The organism is Chryseobacterium sp. 2987 (assembly GCF_031456375.1).
Taxonomy (GTDB): Bacteria; Bacteroidota; Bacteroidia; order Flavobacteriales; family Weeksellaceae; genus Chryseobacterium; species Chryseobacterium vaccae.
The window spans coordinates 49,811-67,326 of the sequence record NZ_JAVDUN010000008.1; the positions used below are offsets into that span (position 1 = coordinate 49,811).

The 17,516-nt window shown below is 38.0% G+C and carries 19 protein-coding genes; 1 reads left to right on the forward strand and 18 read right to left on the reverse strand.

What is annotated here, in order from left to right:
- Nucleotides 1-15: 15 nt before the first annotated feature.
- Entirely contained in the window at nucleotides 16-702 is a 687-nt protein-coding gene (locus tag J2Y40_RS20090; RefSeq protein WP_153397886.1) for an SMUG2 DNA glycosylase family protein, read from the reverse strand.
- A gap of 223 nt (nucleotides 703-925) precedes the next feature.
- On the opposite strand from J2Y40_RS20090, the gene J2Y40_RS20095 reads away from it, so the two are divergent.
- Complete coding sequence (locus J2Y40_RS20095; RefSeq protein ID WP_153397884.1) at nucleotides 926-1,633, forward strand: CPBP family intramembrane glutamic endopeptidase; 708 nt, start codon at nucleotides 926-928, stop codon at nucleotides 1,631-1,633.
- Nucleotides 1,634-2,012: 379 nt separating this feature from the next.
- On the opposite strand, the gene paaZ is transcribed toward J2Y40_RS20095, so the two are convergent.
- The 17 genes from paaZ to J2Y40_RS20180 form a co-directional block, all read right to left on the reverse strand.
- Complete coding sequence (paaZ, locus tag J2Y40_RS20100) at nucleotides 2,013-4,508, reverse strand: phenylacetic acid degradation bifunctional protein PaaZ (RefSeq protein ID WP_310000954.1); 2,496 nt, start codon at nucleotides 4,506-4,508, stop codon at nucleotides 2,013-2,015.
- Between the two features lie 8 nt (nucleotides 4,509-4,516).
- Nucleotides 4,517-4,795, reverse strand: coding sequence for a hypothetical protein (locus tag J2Y40_RS20105; protein WP_310000955.1), 279 nt, complete (start codon nucleotides 4,793-4,795; stop codon nucleotides 4,517-4,519).
- Nucleotides 4,792-5,478, reverse strand: coding sequence for a DUF6624 domain-containing protein (locus J2Y40_RS20110; RefSeq protein ID WP_153397879.1), 687 nt, complete (start codon nucleotides 5,476-5,478; stop codon nucleotides 4,792-4,794). The genes J2Y40_RS20105 and J2Y40_RS20110 overlap by 4 nt, the downstream gene beginning before the upstream one ends.
- An 11-nt stretch (nucleotides 5,479-5,489) precedes the next feature.
- On the reverse strand, nucleotides 5,490-6,317 hold the full coding sequence (locus tag J2Y40_RS20115) for an alpha/beta hydrolase (RefSeq protein WP_153397877.1): 828 nt from the start codon (nucleotides 6,315-6,317) through the stop codon (nucleotides 5,490-5,492).
- Between the two features lie 81 nt (nucleotides 6,318-6,398).
- Nucleotides 6,399-6,992 (reverse strand): transferase hexapeptide repeat family protein, encoded by a 594-nt coding sequence (locus J2Y40_RS20120; RefSeq protein ID WP_153397875.1) that lies wholly within the window; start codon nucleotides 6,990-6,992, stop codon nucleotides 6,399-6,401.
- 165 nt (nucleotides 6,993-7,157) lie between these two features.
- Nucleotides 7,158-8,363 carry a 3-oxoadipyl-CoA thiolase gene (gene pcaF / locus J2Y40_RS20125; RefSeq protein WP_153397873.1) on the reverse strand — a complete coding sequence of 402 codons (1,206 nt, stop codon included), beginning with the start codon at nucleotides 8,361-8,363 and terminating at the stop codon, nucleotides 7,158-7,160.
- Between the two features lie 77 nt (nucleotides 8,364-8,440).
- Nucleotides 8,441-8,854: a PaaI family thioesterase gene (locus tag J2Y40_RS20130; protein ID WP_153399973.1), complete on the reverse strand. Its 414-nt coding sequence runs from the start codon at nucleotides 8,852-8,854 to the stop codon at nucleotides 8,441-8,443.
- Nucleotides 8,855-8,859: 5 nt separating this feature from the next.
- On the reverse strand, nucleotides 8,860-9,171 hold the full coding sequence (locus J2Y40_RS20135; protein ID WP_153397871.1) for a hypothetical protein: 312 nt from the start codon (nucleotides 9,169-9,171) through the stop codon (nucleotides 8,860-8,862).
- Nucleotides 9,172-9,195: 24 nt separating this feature from the next.
- On the reverse strand, nucleotides 9,196-9,426 hold the full coding sequence (locus J2Y40_RS20140; protein WP_231128726.1) for a hypothetical protein: 231 nt from the start codon (nucleotides 9,424-9,426) through the stop codon (nucleotides 9,196-9,198).
- Between the two features lie 21 nt (nucleotides 9,427-9,447).
- Nucleotides 9,448-10,578 (reverse strand): 3-hydroxyacyl-CoA dehydrogenase NAD-binding domain-containing protein, encoded by a 1,131-nt coding sequence (locus J2Y40_RS20145; RefSeq protein WP_409017726.1) that lies wholly within the window; start codon nucleotides 10,576-10,578, stop codon nucleotides 9,448-9,450.
- A 398-nt stretch (nucleotides 10,579-10,976) separates the two neighbouring features.
- Nucleotides 10,977-11,777 carry an enoyl-CoA hydratase-related protein gene (locus tag J2Y40_RS20150; protein ID WP_310000962.1) on the reverse strand — a complete coding sequence of 267 codons (801 nt, stop codon included), beginning with the start codon at nucleotides 11,775-11,777 and terminating at the stop codon, nucleotides 10,977-10,979.
- 139 nt (nucleotides 11,778-11,916) lie between these two features.
- Entirely contained in the window at nucleotides 11,917-12,381 is a 465-nt protein-coding gene (paaD, locus tag J2Y40_RS20155; protein WP_310000964.1) for a 1,2-phenylacetyl-CoA epoxidase subunit PaaD, read from the reverse strand.
- A 77-nt stretch (nucleotides 12,382-12,458) separates the two neighbouring features.
- On the reverse strand, nucleotides 12,459-13,208 hold the full coding sequence (gene paaC, locus J2Y40_RS20160; protein WP_153397864.1) for a 1,2-phenylacetyl-CoA epoxidase subunit PaaC: 750 nt from the start codon (nucleotides 13,206-13,208) through the stop codon (nucleotides 12,459-12,461).
- A gap of 91 nt (nucleotides 13,209-13,299) precedes the next feature.
- Complete coding sequence (paaB, locus tag J2Y40_RS20165) at nucleotides 13,300-13,581, reverse strand: 1,2-phenylacetyl-CoA epoxidase subunit PaaB (RefSeq protein WP_002981782.1); 282 nt, start codon at nucleotides 13,579-13,581, stop codon at nucleotides 13,300-13,302.
- Nucleotides 13,582-13,695: 114 nt separating this feature from the next.
- The gene (gene paaA, locus J2Y40_RS20170; RefSeq protein WP_153397862.1) at nucleotides 13,696-14,634 is read right to left on the reverse strand and encodes a 1,2-phenylacetyl-CoA epoxidase subunit PaaA; all 939 of its coding nucleotides are present in this window, start codon (nucleotides 14,632-14,634) and stop codon (nucleotides 13,696-13,698) included.
- A gap of 96 nt (nucleotides 14,635-14,730) precedes the next feature.
- Nucleotides 14,731-15,816: a 2Fe-2S iron-sulfur cluster-binding protein gene (locus tag J2Y40_RS20175; protein ID WP_153397860.1), complete on the reverse strand. Its 1,086-nt coding sequence runs from the start codon at nucleotides 15,814-15,816 to the stop codon at nucleotides 14,731-14,733.
- The gene (locus J2Y40_RS20180) at nucleotides 15,816-17,132 is read right to left on the reverse strand and encodes a phenylacetate--CoA ligase (protein ID WP_310000971.1); all 1,317 of its coding nucleotides are present in this window, start codon (nucleotides 17,130-17,132) and stop codon (nucleotides 15,816-15,818) included. Before J2Y40_RS20180 ends, J2Y40_RS20175 begins: the two co-directional genes overlap by 1 nt.
- Nucleotides 17,133-17,516: the final 384 nt, after the last annotated feature.

The following is a 17,516-nucleotide window of genomic DNA, read 5'->3' on the forward strand; positions in this document are numbered from 1 at the left end:
CGTAAAGCTGACATTTTACTTTTTCAATGCCAGAACATACTTGTCAATATACAATTGTTTTTCTTTGGATTTATATTGCTGAATATAGCGGGGATGCTCCAAAACGGTCATTTTCCCGAACAGCTTAGTTTCTTTGTTTAATTTTGAAATGAAATCGGCATTCTTTTTTCCAAGGATGAAGACTTCTGAGGTATCCAATCCGAGACTGATATGTTTTTTTAATGAATCAATCATAAAATCTTTTACCGCCTCAACCAGACTTTTATCATCATAATAATTGGCGTTCAGCCAGCCGTTTTTCGTTTTTCTGACAATAGCCAGCGGAAATGGTGAATTGATATAAATATCTCTGTAAAACTCTGCCGGACCACCATAATCAGCTATCATATCGTACATGAAAACAGAGGAAACTTCATGGGTATGCGCCGCCTTCATGGATATACCGCAGACAGATTCAAGTCGTTTGGTGTCAGTAAACGGGACTCCAGTAACGCCTGCTCCATGACGGCTAGGATTGATTCCGATCATCAATTTTCTTTGTGCTGAATCGTTATAATATTTGTGATAAAATTCTTTCATCACAATCATCGTTTCCGGATTATCCAGATACGGATTTAACACCTGAAAACCTTCAGGAAGTTCACCTGTAAAATTTAGATTTTCATTAAACTCAATAACCTTATCTGCAAAAGTTTCATTCATAAAATCTTATTCGTGCCATTGTTCCCTACAGCTATCGCTCATTATTTTGTCCTGCTTGGATTTGAATTCTAAAAATACAATTTATTTGACGAATACCAATTCTTGCTGAATTTTTAACCTGTTACTAAAGCATATAATTTCATAAAAAAGGCCTTTAAGTTCTATTTTTTCTTAATTTCGTTTTTATAAAACTGTAATACTTTGATATTTAAACAAATAACCTATGATTGGAATCATTACTGAATTAATTATTTCCTGGCTCTTACTTTGGTTTATTGTGAAAAAAAATCTCAGTATTTTGGGATTTAAACCCTCCAGAAAAAGGCTCATCCAGCTATTTTCCGGAATATTACTTGCAGCAGTCTGCTGTATTTTTTATCACGTAACCTCCAAAATTTCAGCAAATAATAACTGGGAGCTGAATAAACAGATTTCATTTCGGACCCTTTTACCGGGAGTATGGTGGGTTTTAAAGTCGGTATTGTTTGAAGAACTTATTTTCAGGGGTGCTTTACTGTATATTGCCATAGATAAATTAGGAATAAAGAAGGCTTGTTTATTGTCTGCAGCCTGCTTTGGAATCTATCACTGGTTTTCATACAATGCTTTCGGCAGTCCTTTCCAGATGGCTATTATTTTTGTAATGACCGCTGTTTTCGGATATATGCTTGCTTATGCTTTTGCCATAACAAAGTCTCTTTATCTACCCTTTGGGCTTCATCTTGGATGGAACCTTTTCAATATTATTGTGTTTTCCAATGGCCCGTTGGGAAATCAGATTCTGTTAAAAGCGAATGAAAATAAACCTGAGGGGATTTTATCTTTGGTTATTTTTCTGTTCCAGATTTTTGGTCTTCCTCTTTTGGCTTTCTGGTATCTGAGATATTTAAAATCAAAAGATGAAATGGAGCATAAAAAGCAAGAAGAATAAACTTAAATATTTTACATTTTTTAAACGCAAAGTTCAATGTACAGGCAATGTTGATTTTAGGATGCAAAGAGCAGAATCAACTCCGTTGATTCGATGAAGCGGACGTATAATTAGCAACGAAGTGGCATAACTTTGTGGTTTAAAGAAATATAAAAATCTGCTGAACCTGCCAGATCAGCGGGCAAAATAAAATACACCTGTAAAATTTCCTTCAACGCATAAAATACGCAAAGGGATGCATAAAACATTATGTATACTTTCGTTTGCAAGGGCATTTCATTCAGCAAGTTTAATCTATTAAAACCCTCTGCTAAGTACCAAAGCAAAACAGCAGCCCGCTAGAAACGAACTGCTGTTTTTATTAGATATTCTGTTGGAATTAAATTAATCCAAACTGTTCAAAATGATGGGTAAAATGTTTTTTGTGCATTAGTTCCCACATTTCTTTGTTCAATTTTCCGAAGACAAAATTCATATGCTCTGCCTGAGGATTTTCTCTGTAATAGATGGCATATTTCTTCATGGTTTCGATGAAAGATTCTTTTGCTTTCTCCAGGTTCTTATAAACCGGTTCCGGAAGGCTGCCATCCTGCGGAAGGAAAGGAGCGGTAAAATCTTTCGGCATTTTTCTATGGGTGTATAGTGAATCCTGCCATTTTTCAAGATGTTCTTCCGGAGTGAAACATTTTTCAGCTTCCGGTTCTCCCAAACTTACCAACACTCCCTGTTCAAGGTGTTCAATCATCTGCTGTGGAGACATTTTACCCCATTGTGCCGGAGTATTTTCTGTTAATCCGTTCAGAATTTTCTGAATATTTTTCACATTCAGATCGATAAAAGGAGACTGTTTTGCGACCAGTGTCAGAATGGTTGCTACGCAAACGATCTCGTCTCTCTGGTTAACTACCTCAACCAGCCATTTAACAACTCCTGAAGGAATATTTCTTCCTTTTACGCCCCTGTTGATCTTCTCTTTTGCTGTAAGGTATACTGTGATGGTATCTCCTGCATATACGGGTTTGAAGAAACTACAGTCTTCCAGGCCGTAATTGGCGATAACCGGACCTTTTTTCCCGGAAACAAACAATCCTGCTGCTGCAGAAAGGATAAAGTATCCATGAGCAACGGTTTTATCGAAAATTGTCCCTGATAAGCTTGTTGCATCTGTATGGGCGTAGAAGTGATCCCAGGAAACATTGGAGAAGTTTACGATATCTGCATCGGTAACAGTTCTTCCTGCTGTTTCTAAAGAATCTCCTACTTCAACTTCTTCAAAGTATTTCTGGAACGGATGCTTATCTGAGAATTTTTTCTCGGCACCCTGCTGATAGATCTTGGTAATGGCTTTCAATACATCCGGTGATCCCTGAATTGCTGTTTTCTGTAAGAAGAAATGGAGACCGTTCAGTCCACCCATTTCCTCGCCTCCTCCTGCTCTGCCAGGACCTCCATGCATTAATGTAGGAAGTGGAGAACCATGACCTGTACTTTCTTTAGCACTGTCTCTGTTCAATACAAAAATTCTTCCGTGTTGGGAAGCCATTTTCCATGACGTTTCTGCGATGAAGTTTTCATCGTGGGATATAATAGATCCTACTAAGCTTCCTTTTCCTCTTTTTGCCAGCGCAGCTGCTTCTTCTGCATCTTTGTAAGGCATCAGTGTAGAAACCGGTCCGAAGGCTTCTACATCATGAGAGATATTCTTTTCAAACGGTTTATCATTCAGGAATAATTTCGGGCTCATGAACGCTCCTTTTTCATAATCAGCATCTACCAGCTCATGTTTCCCGTCGTATACCAATTCGGTTTCTGCTTTCAGTAGATTAACTTTTCTCAATACCTCATCATACTGTTGTTTTCCTACTAATGAACCCATTCTGGTTTCTCTGCTCAGCGGGCTTCCGATTTTAGTCTGGTCTAAAGCCTTAGATAAAGCATTCTGAACGTCTCCGATCAAATGTTCTGGAACAATAATTCTTCTGATTGCCGTACATTTTTGCCCGGCCTTTGTGGTCATTTCATTTCGTACTTCCTTAATGAAAAGATCGAATTCAGGAGTTCCCGGTTTTGCATCCAATCCAAGGATGGAGCAGTTCAGAGAGTCTGCTTCCATATTAAAACGTACAGCATTTCCGGCAACTGATGGTGAGGATTTTAATTTTCTACCTGTAGAGGCTGAACCTGTAAACAAAACGGAATCTCCGTCCTGAACATAATCAAGAATATTTCCCGGTTCTCCGCATACCAATTGGATTGCTCCTTCAGGAAGAATTCCGCTTTCAATCATATCCTGGAATACCGCATTGGTAAGGTATGAACCAAATGGTGAAGGCTTAACGATAGAAGGAACCCCCGCCAATAATGAAGTAGACAGTTTTTCCAGCATTCCCCAAACCGGAAAGTTATAAGCATTAATCTGTATGGATACTCCTTCACTTGGTGTTAAAATATGGGTTCCAAGGAAAGTTCCGTTGGCAGAAATTTTCTGAGTATCACCATCTACCCAAAACGGAGTATTAGGAAGCATTCTCTTCGCTAGTCCTGAATAGGTGAAGAAAGTTCCGAAACCTCCTTCGATATCTACCCATGAATCTACATGAGTAGCTCCTGTCTTGTAAGATAAGTCATAATATTTTTTCTTTCTTTCCAACAGATAAAGGGCTACTTTTTTCAGCATTTCCCCTCTGTCATAGAAAGTCATTGAAGAAAGATTTTTGTACCCTACTGTTCTACCATAATCAAGAGCCTGTTCAAAATTAAGCCCTTCCGTATCTGAGACAGCAACCTGCTCACCGGTAACAGCATTGTATAAAGGGACTCCGTTTCCGGTACCTTCTATCCATTCTCCGTAGATATAGTTTTTCAGTTTTTCCATATGAATTTTTACTTATTATATTTTCTGTTTTTATTTTTAATCACATTCCTGATGAGCAGATAAGGAACAAAAAGGATAAGCGAGAAATCCAGAATCAGAACGGCATCTATCAACAGGGTATAGAAAAAACTTTTCTGTTCCAGCTTTTTTATGACCCTCTCTGAATCTATATGTTCCAACGCATCTGAAATGCCAATTGATTCTTTGATCAGATAAAACCCCAAAAAATTGACTGCAATCACTGCAATCAATATCAAGACCCAATATTTTCTCAGGAAATTTCTCATTTTGCTTTCATGAGCTCCAGAGCTTCTTTCAATGTATATTTTTTATATTCTGCTCCTGTAAGGTCTTTTGCATATTCTTCTACTGTTCCTCCAATTCCTGCTTCCTGTCTGAGTTTATTAACATTTTCAGGATCTTTTATGGGCCAGATCAGCCACACTAACTGCTGTTTTCCATCTTTTGTCACGGTATAGGAACGGGCCTGTGTTCCGTAGATCTGTTCTTTATTTTCCTGCATTAGCTTCCGATCCAGCATCATGGCATACAGTCTGAACGGCAGTTCTTTTTCTTCAGCTGCTTTTTTGATCATCGGAAAATACTTTTCGATCTCTGGCGAGTGTTGTATTACATACCATACGGCTTTGTTCTCAGGCTCTCCCACCAAAGATTTTCCCGGATAACCATATTTTTTGATAATTTTTTCTACTTTGATAAGATTCTCACGATCCTGAGCATCCGCCCGTTTAGGCAGTTCTGCCCCCATATCTGCCTGAGTGAGATTTTTCTCCGTCATAATTTCTTTTCGCCTCTCAGGTGTAATTGGAGACATCAGCTCACGGTAGATCTGGTCATCTTTATAGATTTGTGCCAGCTCTTTTTTAAGTTCTGTATTAACAGGTTTTACTTCGGTCTTCTGACCGCTCATTACTATTGAAAAGAAAACTGCAACGAATAGGTATCTCATGGTTAAGTCTATTATTTAGGCTCTTTATACGGGAACATTTTTACTAATCCTTCGTACAGACTTCTGTGTAAAATCGTAGCGTGGTTATCTGTTTCCATTAATTGGTATTCAACAGTCCAGTTTTTCTTTCCTGTTTTTTTCAGGACATCATACAGCGATCCTGCATCTTTTACCATTACAGGATGTTCATCTTTTCCTACGGAAACATACACAAATTTCTTTTTATCTCCTGATTTTGAAAACATTTGAGGAGCCTGCTTCAGAAGGCTCTGGTCATCCCACCATAAACTCGGACTGATGATAAAATAATTATCAAACATTTCCGGTTTCTTTACAAGAATCTCAGTTGCCAGAAGTCCTCCTAATGATTGTCCAAACAGATATTTGTCTGTTGTTTTATATTGACTTTCGATGTAAGGTTTCAGTTCTTTTTCCAGAAAACTGATGAATTTATCTGAATGTCCTGTTGTAGGATAGTCTTTCTGCAGATCTTTTAAATCTGTATGAAAAGTAAAGTCCCTTTTTCTGTCAATATTTGCAATCCCAACAACAATGGTTTCAGGCATCGCATACATCAGGTTGAAAAACTGAACCAATCCTGAAACATGGATAAAATCTTCATTCATTGATCCGTCCAAAAGATAGACCACCGGATATGATTTTGTTTTATCAAAATTCTGTGGAAGATAGATGTTTAAAATTCTGTCTTCGTTTAAGACTTTAGATTTTAATGTTCTTACTTCTCCTATTGTAAGCGGTTTTACTGTTGCAGTTTGCCCCAACATCATAAAATTCACAGCCCAAAGAATACTGCAAAAAATAAAAGCTTTTTTTATCATATATAAAATTTATAAATCTGATGCTTAATTTAAAACCTAACAGGCTTTGGAAACCTGTTAGATTTAAGTTTGTATATATCTTTATTTCACATCATCCCAAATGCTGTAATCAACAATTTTTGTAGGGATCTGCTGCACATATTCTGTAAACGGTTCACATGGAAGAATAGCTTCTTTGCCTTCTCTTGCCAATTCCTGATATAGTTTTGTTCCTTCTGTTTTCCAGCGGATCATTTCATCAGAAACATCACGAATGATCTTTGCCGGGCTTCCTACGATGAGTTTTCTCGGTTCACATTTAAAATTAGCAGGAACAAAAGCCAGAGCTCCAATGATACATTCGTCTCCGATAACTGCTTTATCCATTACTACAGAATTCATTCCCACCAGACAGTTTTTTCCGATATGTCCGGAATGAATGATGGCTCCGTGGCCGATATGGGCAGATTCTTCAAGAATAGTTTCGATATTCGGGAAAACATGAAGGGTACAGTTTTCCTGAACATTGGCACCGTCTTTAATGATAATTTTCCCCCAGTCGCCGCGGATCACTGCATTCGGTCCGATATAGACCTCTTCACCAATCTCTACGTTTCCGATAATTACGGCCTGCGGATGAATGTAGGCTGAAGGTTTTATAACGGGGCGTATTCCATGGTATGAGTAGATGTTCATATTTCTTTAATTTGAAGATTTGAAAATGAGATAATTTGAAAATGAATAGTACGCTGTTTATTTCCTAACGTTTTCATTGTTTAGAAACTATATAGAAGGTTACATTCCAGAAGAAATTTCCGGTAGCGCATTTTAAATTCTCAGATTATTTCATTTTCAAATAAGTTATACTTTTTCAATCACCATTGCATACCCCTGTCCAACACCGATACAAAGGGTACACAATGCATATTTTTTATCCTGTTTCTGAAGTTCTATAGCAGCCGAACCAACAATTCTTGCTCCTGAAACTCCAAGAGGGTGACCAATGGCGATCGCTCCTCCGTTTGGATTTATTCTTGGATCATTATCCTGTAAACCTAAGCTTCTTGTTACGGCTAGTGCCTGTGCTGCAAATGCTTCGTTCAGCTCAATGATGTCCATATCTTCTAAAGACAGGTTAAGTCTTTTCAACAGTTTCTGTGTAGCTTCTACAGGTCCGATCCCCATGATTCTCGGTTCTACCCCTGCTACAGATGATCCAAGAATTTTAGCTTTTGGTTTCAGTCCGTATTTTTCCACAGCTTCTTCGCTCGCCAGAATAAGAGCTGCTGCTCCGTCATTCATTCCTGAAGCATTTCCTGCGGTTACGGTTCCTTCTTTTCTGAATGCAGGACGAAGTTTGGCCAGTCCTTCCATGGATGATGAAGGTTTGATGAATTCGTCTTTTTCAAAAACTACAGGATCTCCTTTTCTCTGTGGAATTTCCACTTTTACAATTTCTTCGGCCAGTCTTCCGCTTTCCTGAGCTCTTGATGCTTTCTGCTGAGACCAAAGGGCAAACTGATCCTGGTCCTCTCTGCTAATCTGGTGAATATCTGCAAGATTTTCTGCGGTTTCTCCCATTCCGTCAACTCCATACATTTCCTTCATTTTCGGGTTGATAAAACGCCATCCGAACGTAGTATCAAACATCTGGCTGTCTCTTCCGAAAGCGGCACTTGGTTTTGACATCACATACGGCGAACGGGTCATATGTTCTACTCCGCCTGCAATATAAATTTCTCCTTCTCCGGCTGCAATAGAACGGAAAGCATTGGCAACGGCCGACATTCCTGAAGCACAAAGCCTGTTGACCGTTTCACCTCCTATCTTATATGGAAGACCTGCCAGTAAAAGTCCCATTCTTGCCACATTTCTGTTATCTTCTCCTGCCTGGTTGGCACATCCGAAAATAACATCCTCAATTTCATCAACAGGAACTTCCGGATTTCTGGCTACGATTTCTTTAAGCACAATGGCTGCCAGATCATCGGCTCTTACTTCTGATAATCCTCCCTGTAGTTTTGAAACAGGAGTTCTGACATAGTCTATAATGTATACGTTATTCATTTCTTATTAGATTTTAGATGATAGATTTCAGATAGCAGACATTTTCAAAATCTAATATCTGATGTCTTTTATCTTATTTATAGCTCTGTTATTTTTTTTCCTATTTTATATACCGTTCCTACGAATTTTGCAATCAGATCATTATTTTGATTGGTGATCTTAATATCGTAAACAGCTGTTTTCCGGGTATTATTCACCAGAATGCTTTCTGCCCTGAAAGTATCCCCTTCTTTTCCGGCTTTGGTAAAATTGATGATACAGTTCAGTGCTACCGCAGCATCTCCGGTGTTATTGGAGGAAAATGCCAGAGCGGAGTCCGCAAAAGCAAATGTTACTCCTCCGTGCACTGTTTTCAGCCCGTTAATCATTTCTTTTTTGATGGGCATTTCTATTAAACAGTAATTTTCTTTTACCTCAATCATTCTGATATTCATCCATTGGGAAAAATAATCCTGATTAAGCATATAATCTGCAACCTGTCTTGGATTCATTTCTGTCATACGTTCGTTATTTCTTCATATAATTCATCAGATAATCTATCATAAACACTCATGGTTTTGCCAAGAATGATCTGTTCGTAGGTAAGGTTTTCTGAGTCGGAAGGAACTTCAGGCGGATAAGGTGCATTCAAATCAATACCTTCTTCATTTGCCAGTCTTTTAATCAACATTTTGTATTTCTCATTAAACTTCCCCAACAGCTCAAGCCTTTCCTGAACATCTTCAATTGAGGACGCTTCTCTGATTAAATATTCTTTCTCAATTAAAAGTCTTACTTCAAGTTCTGCCCTGAATTCATCTATATTCATGAAAATATTTTATCTATTTTCCTTTTATTTCCTTAACCATTTTTTATCCGGAGCTATCAAATATTGTTTACCATCTTTGTCAAATCCCCAAACATCTGATATTTCTCTTAATTGAAACAAATCATAATCTTTTTTATGAATTTTGATTTTATTCAATCTTCTTAATTTTCGGTTAGCTTTTCTTTTATTCTCTTTTTCTGTCACAGCAGTAGTAATTCCCGTTATGGATGTTTTCCTTCTTGACCTACTCATCATAAAATAAACTAGCTAACAGATTTATAATTTTCTTAGCAAAGGGCTTTGTCTATACCTTTCTTCCTGGTATTCCCCGTAAAGATTCTGCAGGGTTTCTGAAATTTTTGCATATCCGATCTCTTTTCCCCAGTCTAATAATCCTTTTGGATAGTTGACTCCTTTCTGCATAGCCAACTCAATGTCCTCATCATTGGCAATACCTAATCTTTTGGCTTCAACGGCCTCATTGATCAGCATTGAGATAATTCTTAAAAAGATCTGCTGGTATAATGCGTCATCTTTTGAAGCTGCAGGTTTTTCTGCACCTTCACTGTAGTCATAGAAGCCTTTTCCGGTTTTTCTGCCGTGAAGTTTGGCTTCAGACATTCTCTGTTGAAGCAAAGATGGCTTATACTTCGGATCATAGAAATAATCTTTGTAAACGGTAGTGGTTACCGCAAAGTTGACATCAACTCCGATAAGGTCCATCAGTTCAAAAGGTCCCATTTTGAAGTTCCCGAGGGTTTTCATGGCTTCGTCTACCTGCTCAGGAGAGGCTATATTTTCTTCAACAATTCTTAATGCTTCGCCATAGTATGGACGGGCAATTCTGTTAACGATGAACCCAGGAATATCTTTAGCAATAACTGGTATTTTTCCCCAGTCTTTCATAAGGATATACATTTTTTCCGCTAAAGTTTTTTCTGTTACTAAAGATGGGATAATTTCCACTAAAGGCATTAGAGGTGCCGGGTTGAAAAAGTGGATACCAATGAAACGTTCCGGTTTCTTAAGTTCTGCACCCAGAGAGGTAATAGAAATGGAAGAGGTGTTGGAACTGATCACACAGCTGTCAGAAACATAGGTTTCAAGCTCTGTGAATACTTTGGTTTTAATTTCTTTGTTTTCGATGATGGCTTCAATGACAAGATCTGAATCTTTTAAATCCTGAAGAGCTTCACCTTTAACGATATTGGTTCTGATTTCTGCGGCTTTTTCCTGAGAGATTTTACCTTTTTCAGACAGTTTCTGAAGGGTCTTTTCCAGGCCGGTAAGCGCTTTATCAATCTGCGGTGTATTCGCATCGAATAAAACAACTTTGCATCCCGCTGTTGCAGCTACCTGGGCAATTCCTACCCCCATAGTTCCTGCACCGATAATTCCGATATTCATATTTTTAATTTGAAAATTTGAAAATGAGCTCATTTGAAAATTATTTAAATTTTGAAGTAGAAACAATTTTAGAGAGAATTAATATAATCTCTTTTAAATCTTTAAATAATTTCTCGTCCGGAGAACTCAAAAACGGTGATTGCAAACATAATAAAAACCAATATTCTGTTATGAATAAAATCAGTCTTACTTTTAGCATTTTGAGCTTCTCTTACATTAGCCCCAATAGATGTTCCCGATTTAAAAAATTTGATTCGCGATCGAAAATCTGCTTACCTTATAGAGTTCTTCTGAAAATTCAATAATATCCAATGTAAATTCGAAAGTTTTATTAACAATTATATTTTCCCTATCGTTTCTCATTTTAAAATTTTCAAATGAGCTCATTTTCAAATTGATTATTTTCCTTTATAATTAGGTTTTCTTTTCTGTAAAAAGGCATTTACTCCTTCTATGAAGTCTTCTGTTTCTGCAGCTTCCTGCTGAAGATCTCCTTCTAATTCAAGCTGCTCTTTCAGGGTATTGTTGTAAGAGTTTGCAAACGCTTTTTTCGTCAATTTGATCGCTGCAGTTGGCATATTGGCCATTTTTTCAAGGATCTCCATTGATTTAGGAGCAAATTCTTCTTCTGTGAACACTTCTGCCACAAGACCATGCATTTTAGATTCTTCTGCTGATAGTTTTTTACCTGTAAAGGCCAGATAATTGGCTAATTGCCTACCTAAAAGTTTCGGTAAGAAATAGGTTCCTCCTGTATCAGGAATTAATCCGATATTAGAGAATGCCTGTGAGAAATACGCTTTGTTGTTAGCCAGTACAAAATCACAGATCAGTGCCAGCATGGCTCCTGCTCCTACTGCAGGACCGTTTACCAAAGCGATAACCGGTTTTTTACAACGGGTAACTTCCAGCACCAAAGGGTTATAATAATCTACCACAATTTTTCTGATAATATCATTATCGCGATGCTCGTTCCCCTGTACAAAAGCATCATCCAGGTTCTGTCCCGAGCAGAAAGCTCTTCCTCTTCCTGAAATGGCAACACATCTTACTGTTTCATCTTCGCTGCATTCTTTAATAAAATCTTTCAGATCTGATAAAGACGGCTTTGTAAGAGCATTCATGGTTTCCGGCTGGTTGAGATAAGCAATTTTCAGTTTCCCGTCAAAATGCATTTCAATATCAAGTTGTGTATACATAGTTTTTAATTTTATTATTTAACAATGCACTAATTTAACAATATAAATCAATGTAACGGCCTGCCATACTATAACAATTGAACAGATTAACAATGTTACAAATAAAATGTAACAATATCGGCTACGCTTTGTTTATTGATTAGTGGCATTTAAAATAATCAAACGGCTCCAGACAGTCTAAACACTGATAAGAGGCCTTACATAGCGTGGATCCGAATCTGCTGATCTGTTTGGTATGTTCGGAACCACATCTCGGACATTTTTTCGGTTTTCCGATATGATGTTCGTCTGCTCCTTTTTCCGGAGGGGTAATTCCGTAAACACGGAGTTTTTCTCTGGCTTCATCGGTTAACCAGTCTGTTGTCCAGATTGGAAACATTTTGGTTACCACCTTTGCATCCCAGCCGTTTTCCTTCATCATTTTGATGATATCCTCTTCAATGGTAAACATTGCAGGACAGGCGGAATAGGTAGGTGTAATGATTACTTCACAGGTATTTTCACCAGTAACATGAGCTTCTCTTACAATTCCCAATTCCACAATATCAATCACGGGAATTTCCGGATCAGGGATTGTTTTTAATAAATCTAATAGGTTGTTCAATTTCTTTAATTTAACAATTTAGCAGTAGAACAAGACAATCTTTACTGCATTGTTGTACTGATATATTGGTCCATTGTCTACCAGGTACATCCCGGATATGCTCTCTGCATATACTGCAACTCGCAAAGGATATATCCAAAATATTCTGTATGGTATCCTGTTCTTGATTTTGGCTGCATGAAAGGATTAGCAGGATATTCTAACCCAAACTCCTGAAAATCTTTTTGTGTAATGGCTACAAACTCATTGTATAGTTCGTCAGCATTGGGAGCAATATTCAAAGCGATAAGGTCATCCTCTCCTTCTACTTTTGCAAACAATCCTTTGGTGTATTCCCAGATATTCTCAATGGCTTTTACCAAACGTTCACGGCTTTCCTCTGTTCCCTGGGCAAAAATTTTCATCCAGGAAGAAGTGTGGGTATAGTGATACTTTACTTCTTTCAATGATTTCTGAGCGATGGCAGAAAGTTCTTCATCGGCAGAGTTGGAAAGGGCTTCATACATCAGCTTCTGATAGATGGAGAACACATATACTTTAAGAATTGTCTGTGCATAATCTTCATTGGGAAGTTCTGTCCAGTGAGCGTTTACATATTCGTGTTCATATCTTAAAAAAGCAATGTCATCTTCACTTTTACCGTTGTCAATTACTCTTGAAGCATACACGTAAAAATTATTAGCCTGCCCCAGCTCATCCAACGCAATATTTGTCAATGCAATATCTTCTTCCAGATAAGGACCTTCACCGCACCACGCAGACAAACGCTGCCCCATAATGAAGCTGTCGTCTGCTAGTTTTAATAAATAATTATATAATGGGTTCATTGTTTAGTAGATTTCAGATTTCAGACATCAGATTTCAGATCGACAAAAAAAGTCTGGTATCTGAGATCTCATATCTTAAAATCTTGATTAATTACATATTTTTTACGTCGTTAGGGATTTCGTAGAAAGTTGGGTGACGGTATAGCTTATCATCAGCAGGATCGAAGAATGCCTCTTTATCCACCCCTTCTGAAGTCACAATATATTTACTTGGAACTACCCAAACAGAAGTTCCTTCTTTTCTTCTTGTATAAACGTCTCTTGCATTCTGCAAAGCCATTTCTGCTGTTGGCGCCTGTACAATTCCAACATGTTTGTGGGATAATCCCGGTTTAGTCTGAATAAACACTTCCCACATATCTAAATTTGCCATAATTAATTTGAAAATTTGAAAATTGGTTAATTTGAAAATTGATTGATTGCCTTCATTGAAAATTTGAGAATTATTAACGTTTTTAATTTATTTTCAAATTGGCACATTTTCAAATCATATAACTTCTTTTTGTTGTTTTTCTGCAAAAGCTATCGCCGCTTCTTTTACCCAAGAGTTTTCTCTTTGAGCTTTTCTCTTCGTTTCAATACGCTTTTTATTACAAGGACCGTTTCCTTTTAAGATGGTCATGAATTCATCCCATGGAAGCTCTCCGAAATCATAATGCTGTCTTTCTTCATTCCATTTCAGGTCTTTATCCGGAATCGTCAATCCTAAGAATTCAGCCTGAGAAACGGTAACGTCAATAAATCTCTGGCGAAGACTGTCATTACTTTCTCTTTTAACTCTGTAATTCATAGAGATTTTAGAGTTTGGTGAACTGTCATCATTCGGGCCAAACATCATCAGAGCCGGCCACCAGAAACGGTTCAATGAAGCCTGAGCCATTTCTTTCTGTTGTTTGGTACCACGGCAAAGCGCCATCAGAATTTCATATCCCTGTCTTTGGTGAAATGATTCTTCTTTACAAATCTTCACCATTGCTCTTGAATAGGGTCCATAAGAGTTCCCCATCAGCATTACCTGATTCATAATTGCCGCACCATCTACCAGCCAGCCGATAGCACCTATATCTGCCCAGCTCAAAGTAGGGTAATTGAAAATACTTGAGTATTTTGCTTTTCCTTCCAACATATCATCATAGGTAGCATCTCTGTCTGCTCTGATGCTTCCGTCTCCTAATGTTTCTGTTGCAGAATAAAGGTATAAACCATGTCCTGCTTCATCCTGAACTTTAGCCAAAAGCGCCATTTTTCTTCTCAATGAAGGGGCTCTTGAAATCCAGTTAGCTTCCGGCAACATCCCGACAATCTCAGAATGGGCGTGCTGTGAAATCTGACGAACCAATAATTTTCTGTAATCATCCGGCATTACATCTTTGGGTTCTACTTTATTTTCTTCGTGAACGTATTGAACAAATTTTTCTAAGTCCATAACTAAAATTTTTAAAATTTTAAAATGTAACAATGAATCAATATAACAGTCTAACAATAATTGTTACATGGGTAAACTGTTACATTGTTACATTAATTACACGTCATAATTAAGCATCACCACATTCGTTGTCGGGTGACATTGACAAGTAAGAACGTAACCTCTGGCTACTTCGTCTTCGGTAAGTGCGTAGTTTTTCTCCATGAATACTTCTCCTTCTAAAACCTGCGCTTTACACGTACAGCACACGCCTCCTTTACATGCGAAAGGAACCGGAAGCTGGTCTTTCAATGCTTTATCTAAGATACTCTCTTTTTTGGAATTTAAGTGGAACGAATATTCATCATCATCAATGATTACCGTTACCATACTTTCAATGTTGGCAATAGCCTTGAATTCATCACTCATTTCTTCGGAATTTTCTTCGTCAGGAGCGGTGAAATATTCAAATAATACCTGAATGGCAGGTACTTTTTTATCTTTCTTTAAATAATCAGCGATTCCTTTGATCATTTCTGCAGGTCCGCAGATAAAATAGGTCGCTTCTTTCACATCGATGTCTGTATATCTTTCAAACAGCTGTTCCAGTTTTTCGGCTGAAATACGCCCTTCAAATACAGGATCTTCGTGTTTCTCACGGCTTACCAGATAGATTACTTTCAGTCTTCCGTTGAAGTGCTCTACCAACTTATCAATCTCTGCTCTCTTCATCACATGATTCATGCTTCTGTTGCTGTAGAAAAGATAAGCGTTGCTGTTAGGCTCCTGGTAAAGGCTTTCTTTAATATTTGATAAAACAGGACTGATTCCGCTTCCCGCCGCCAAACCAACATAGGTTTTTACGTTCGTAGGATGGTAAGAGGTATTGAAACCACCCATTGGAGGCATTACTTCCAGCAGTTCATCCATATGAAGATGTTCATTGAAATATCCTGAAACTTTTCCTCCTTCAAGGAGCTTTACCAATACTTCCAACGTGTTGCTTTTCTCACTTGGGGCATTGCAGATAGAATAAGAACGTCTCTCTTCGTTTCCGTTGATAATCATCCGGAAATTAAGATACTGTCCCTGCTTGAACCTGAATTTATCCTTCAGCTCTTCAGGGATTTCTACCGCTACATTTACTGCTTCGGAAGTATCTTTCTGAACTTTTACAGTCTTAAGTTTATAAAATGAATTCATTATTTTTTAAGTATTCTATTAATTTTTCCGCCTTCACACTTCGGTAAGCTGTCCTGAGCGTGAATTTTTACTTTTGTGGTGATTCCTACCCGTTTTTTTATTTCGTTTTCTATGCTTTTTCCAAAGTTTCCAACAAAATTAAAATAATCATCGGTACCCGCCAGTATTTTTTGATCTTTCACCAATTCATCTGCGATTTCCACATCAATATCAAGTGCTACACACATCTGTTCTTTTTCAACGGGTGTCAGGTAATAATTCGGAACGACTCCTTTTACATGGGAAAAGGCTTCTTCAATCTGGCTTGGATAAACATTCACCCCTCTTACGATCAGCATATCGTCTGCCCGGCCTTTAATAGGTCTCATTTTCACCATGGTTCTCTTGCTGTTTTCATCATAATACAGGCTGGTGATATCGTTGGTCCAATATCTTAAAAGCGGCATTGCCTTTTTCGTTAATGTGGTAATCACTAAAACCCCTTCTTCCCCGAAAGGAACCGGCTGTTTGGTAACCGGATCTAAAATTTCCGGATAGAAATGATCTTCCCAGATGTAAGAACCTCCTTTTTCCTCAAAGTCTTCCATGGAAACCCCGGGACCGATAATTTCGCTTAATCCGTAGATATTCGTTGCATGAAGACCTAATCTTTCTTCAATATGTCCTCTGATAATTTCCGTCCATGGCTCTGAACCTAAAACCGCATATTTCAGACTGATTTCTTCAGCAGAAATTCCTCTGTTGGCAAATTCCTCGGCAATTGTCAGTGCATAAGACGGCGAACAGCAAATGACTTCCGGCTTGAAATCCATGATCAGATCTACCTGTCTTGCCGTCATTCCTCCTGAAATCGGAAGAACACTCATTCCTAATTTTTCTGCTCCATAATGTAGTCCCAGTCCACCGGTAAAAATTCCGTATCCGTATGCATTATGCAGCTGCATTCCCGGTCTGGCTCCAGCAGCATTTAATGATCTTGCCACCACTTCACTGAAAAGGTCTACATCTTCTTTGGTATAGCCCACCACGGTAGGCTTTCCCGTTGTCCCGCTCGAACAGTGAATTCTCTGCAGTTCACTTTTCGGAACAGTGAAGAGGCCGAATGGATAGTTATCTCTTAAATCCTGCTTATAAGTAATCGGAAGTTTCGCAATATCTTCTACCGACCTTATCTCTTCCGGAGCAATTCCTGATTTATTAAACTTTCCTCTATAAAATTCTGATCGCTCTGCAAGATAGGTGACCAAAGCCGCCAACCGGTCAGACTGAAGCTGTCTCAACTGATCGAGCTTCAAATATTCAACTGAAAAATCCATATCTTAACTAACTAACATTTGTTAGGTGTAAATTTAAAAAGATTTTGCTATCTGGCAAAATTTTTATGATTTTTATCACATTTTGAATGATTCTAAATAACTGGAATTCTGATGAGATAAGAATCGAAGATGGGAGCAGGAAGATGGAAGTTATAAATTGCGCATTTAAATTATGGTGGTTACCCTTAGTTTTAACAAACGATAAGACCTTCTAAAAAATCTGCTCAATCTGCCAGATCCGCGAGAGTTAAAATCATAAAATCTGTAAATCCGTGCGGTCTGTGGGAAAATTTGCATTGCTTCTTTTTTCAAACGCAAAGTTCATTGATAGGCAATGCTGATTTAGAGGAGGCAAAGATCGAATCAACTCCGTTGATTCGATGA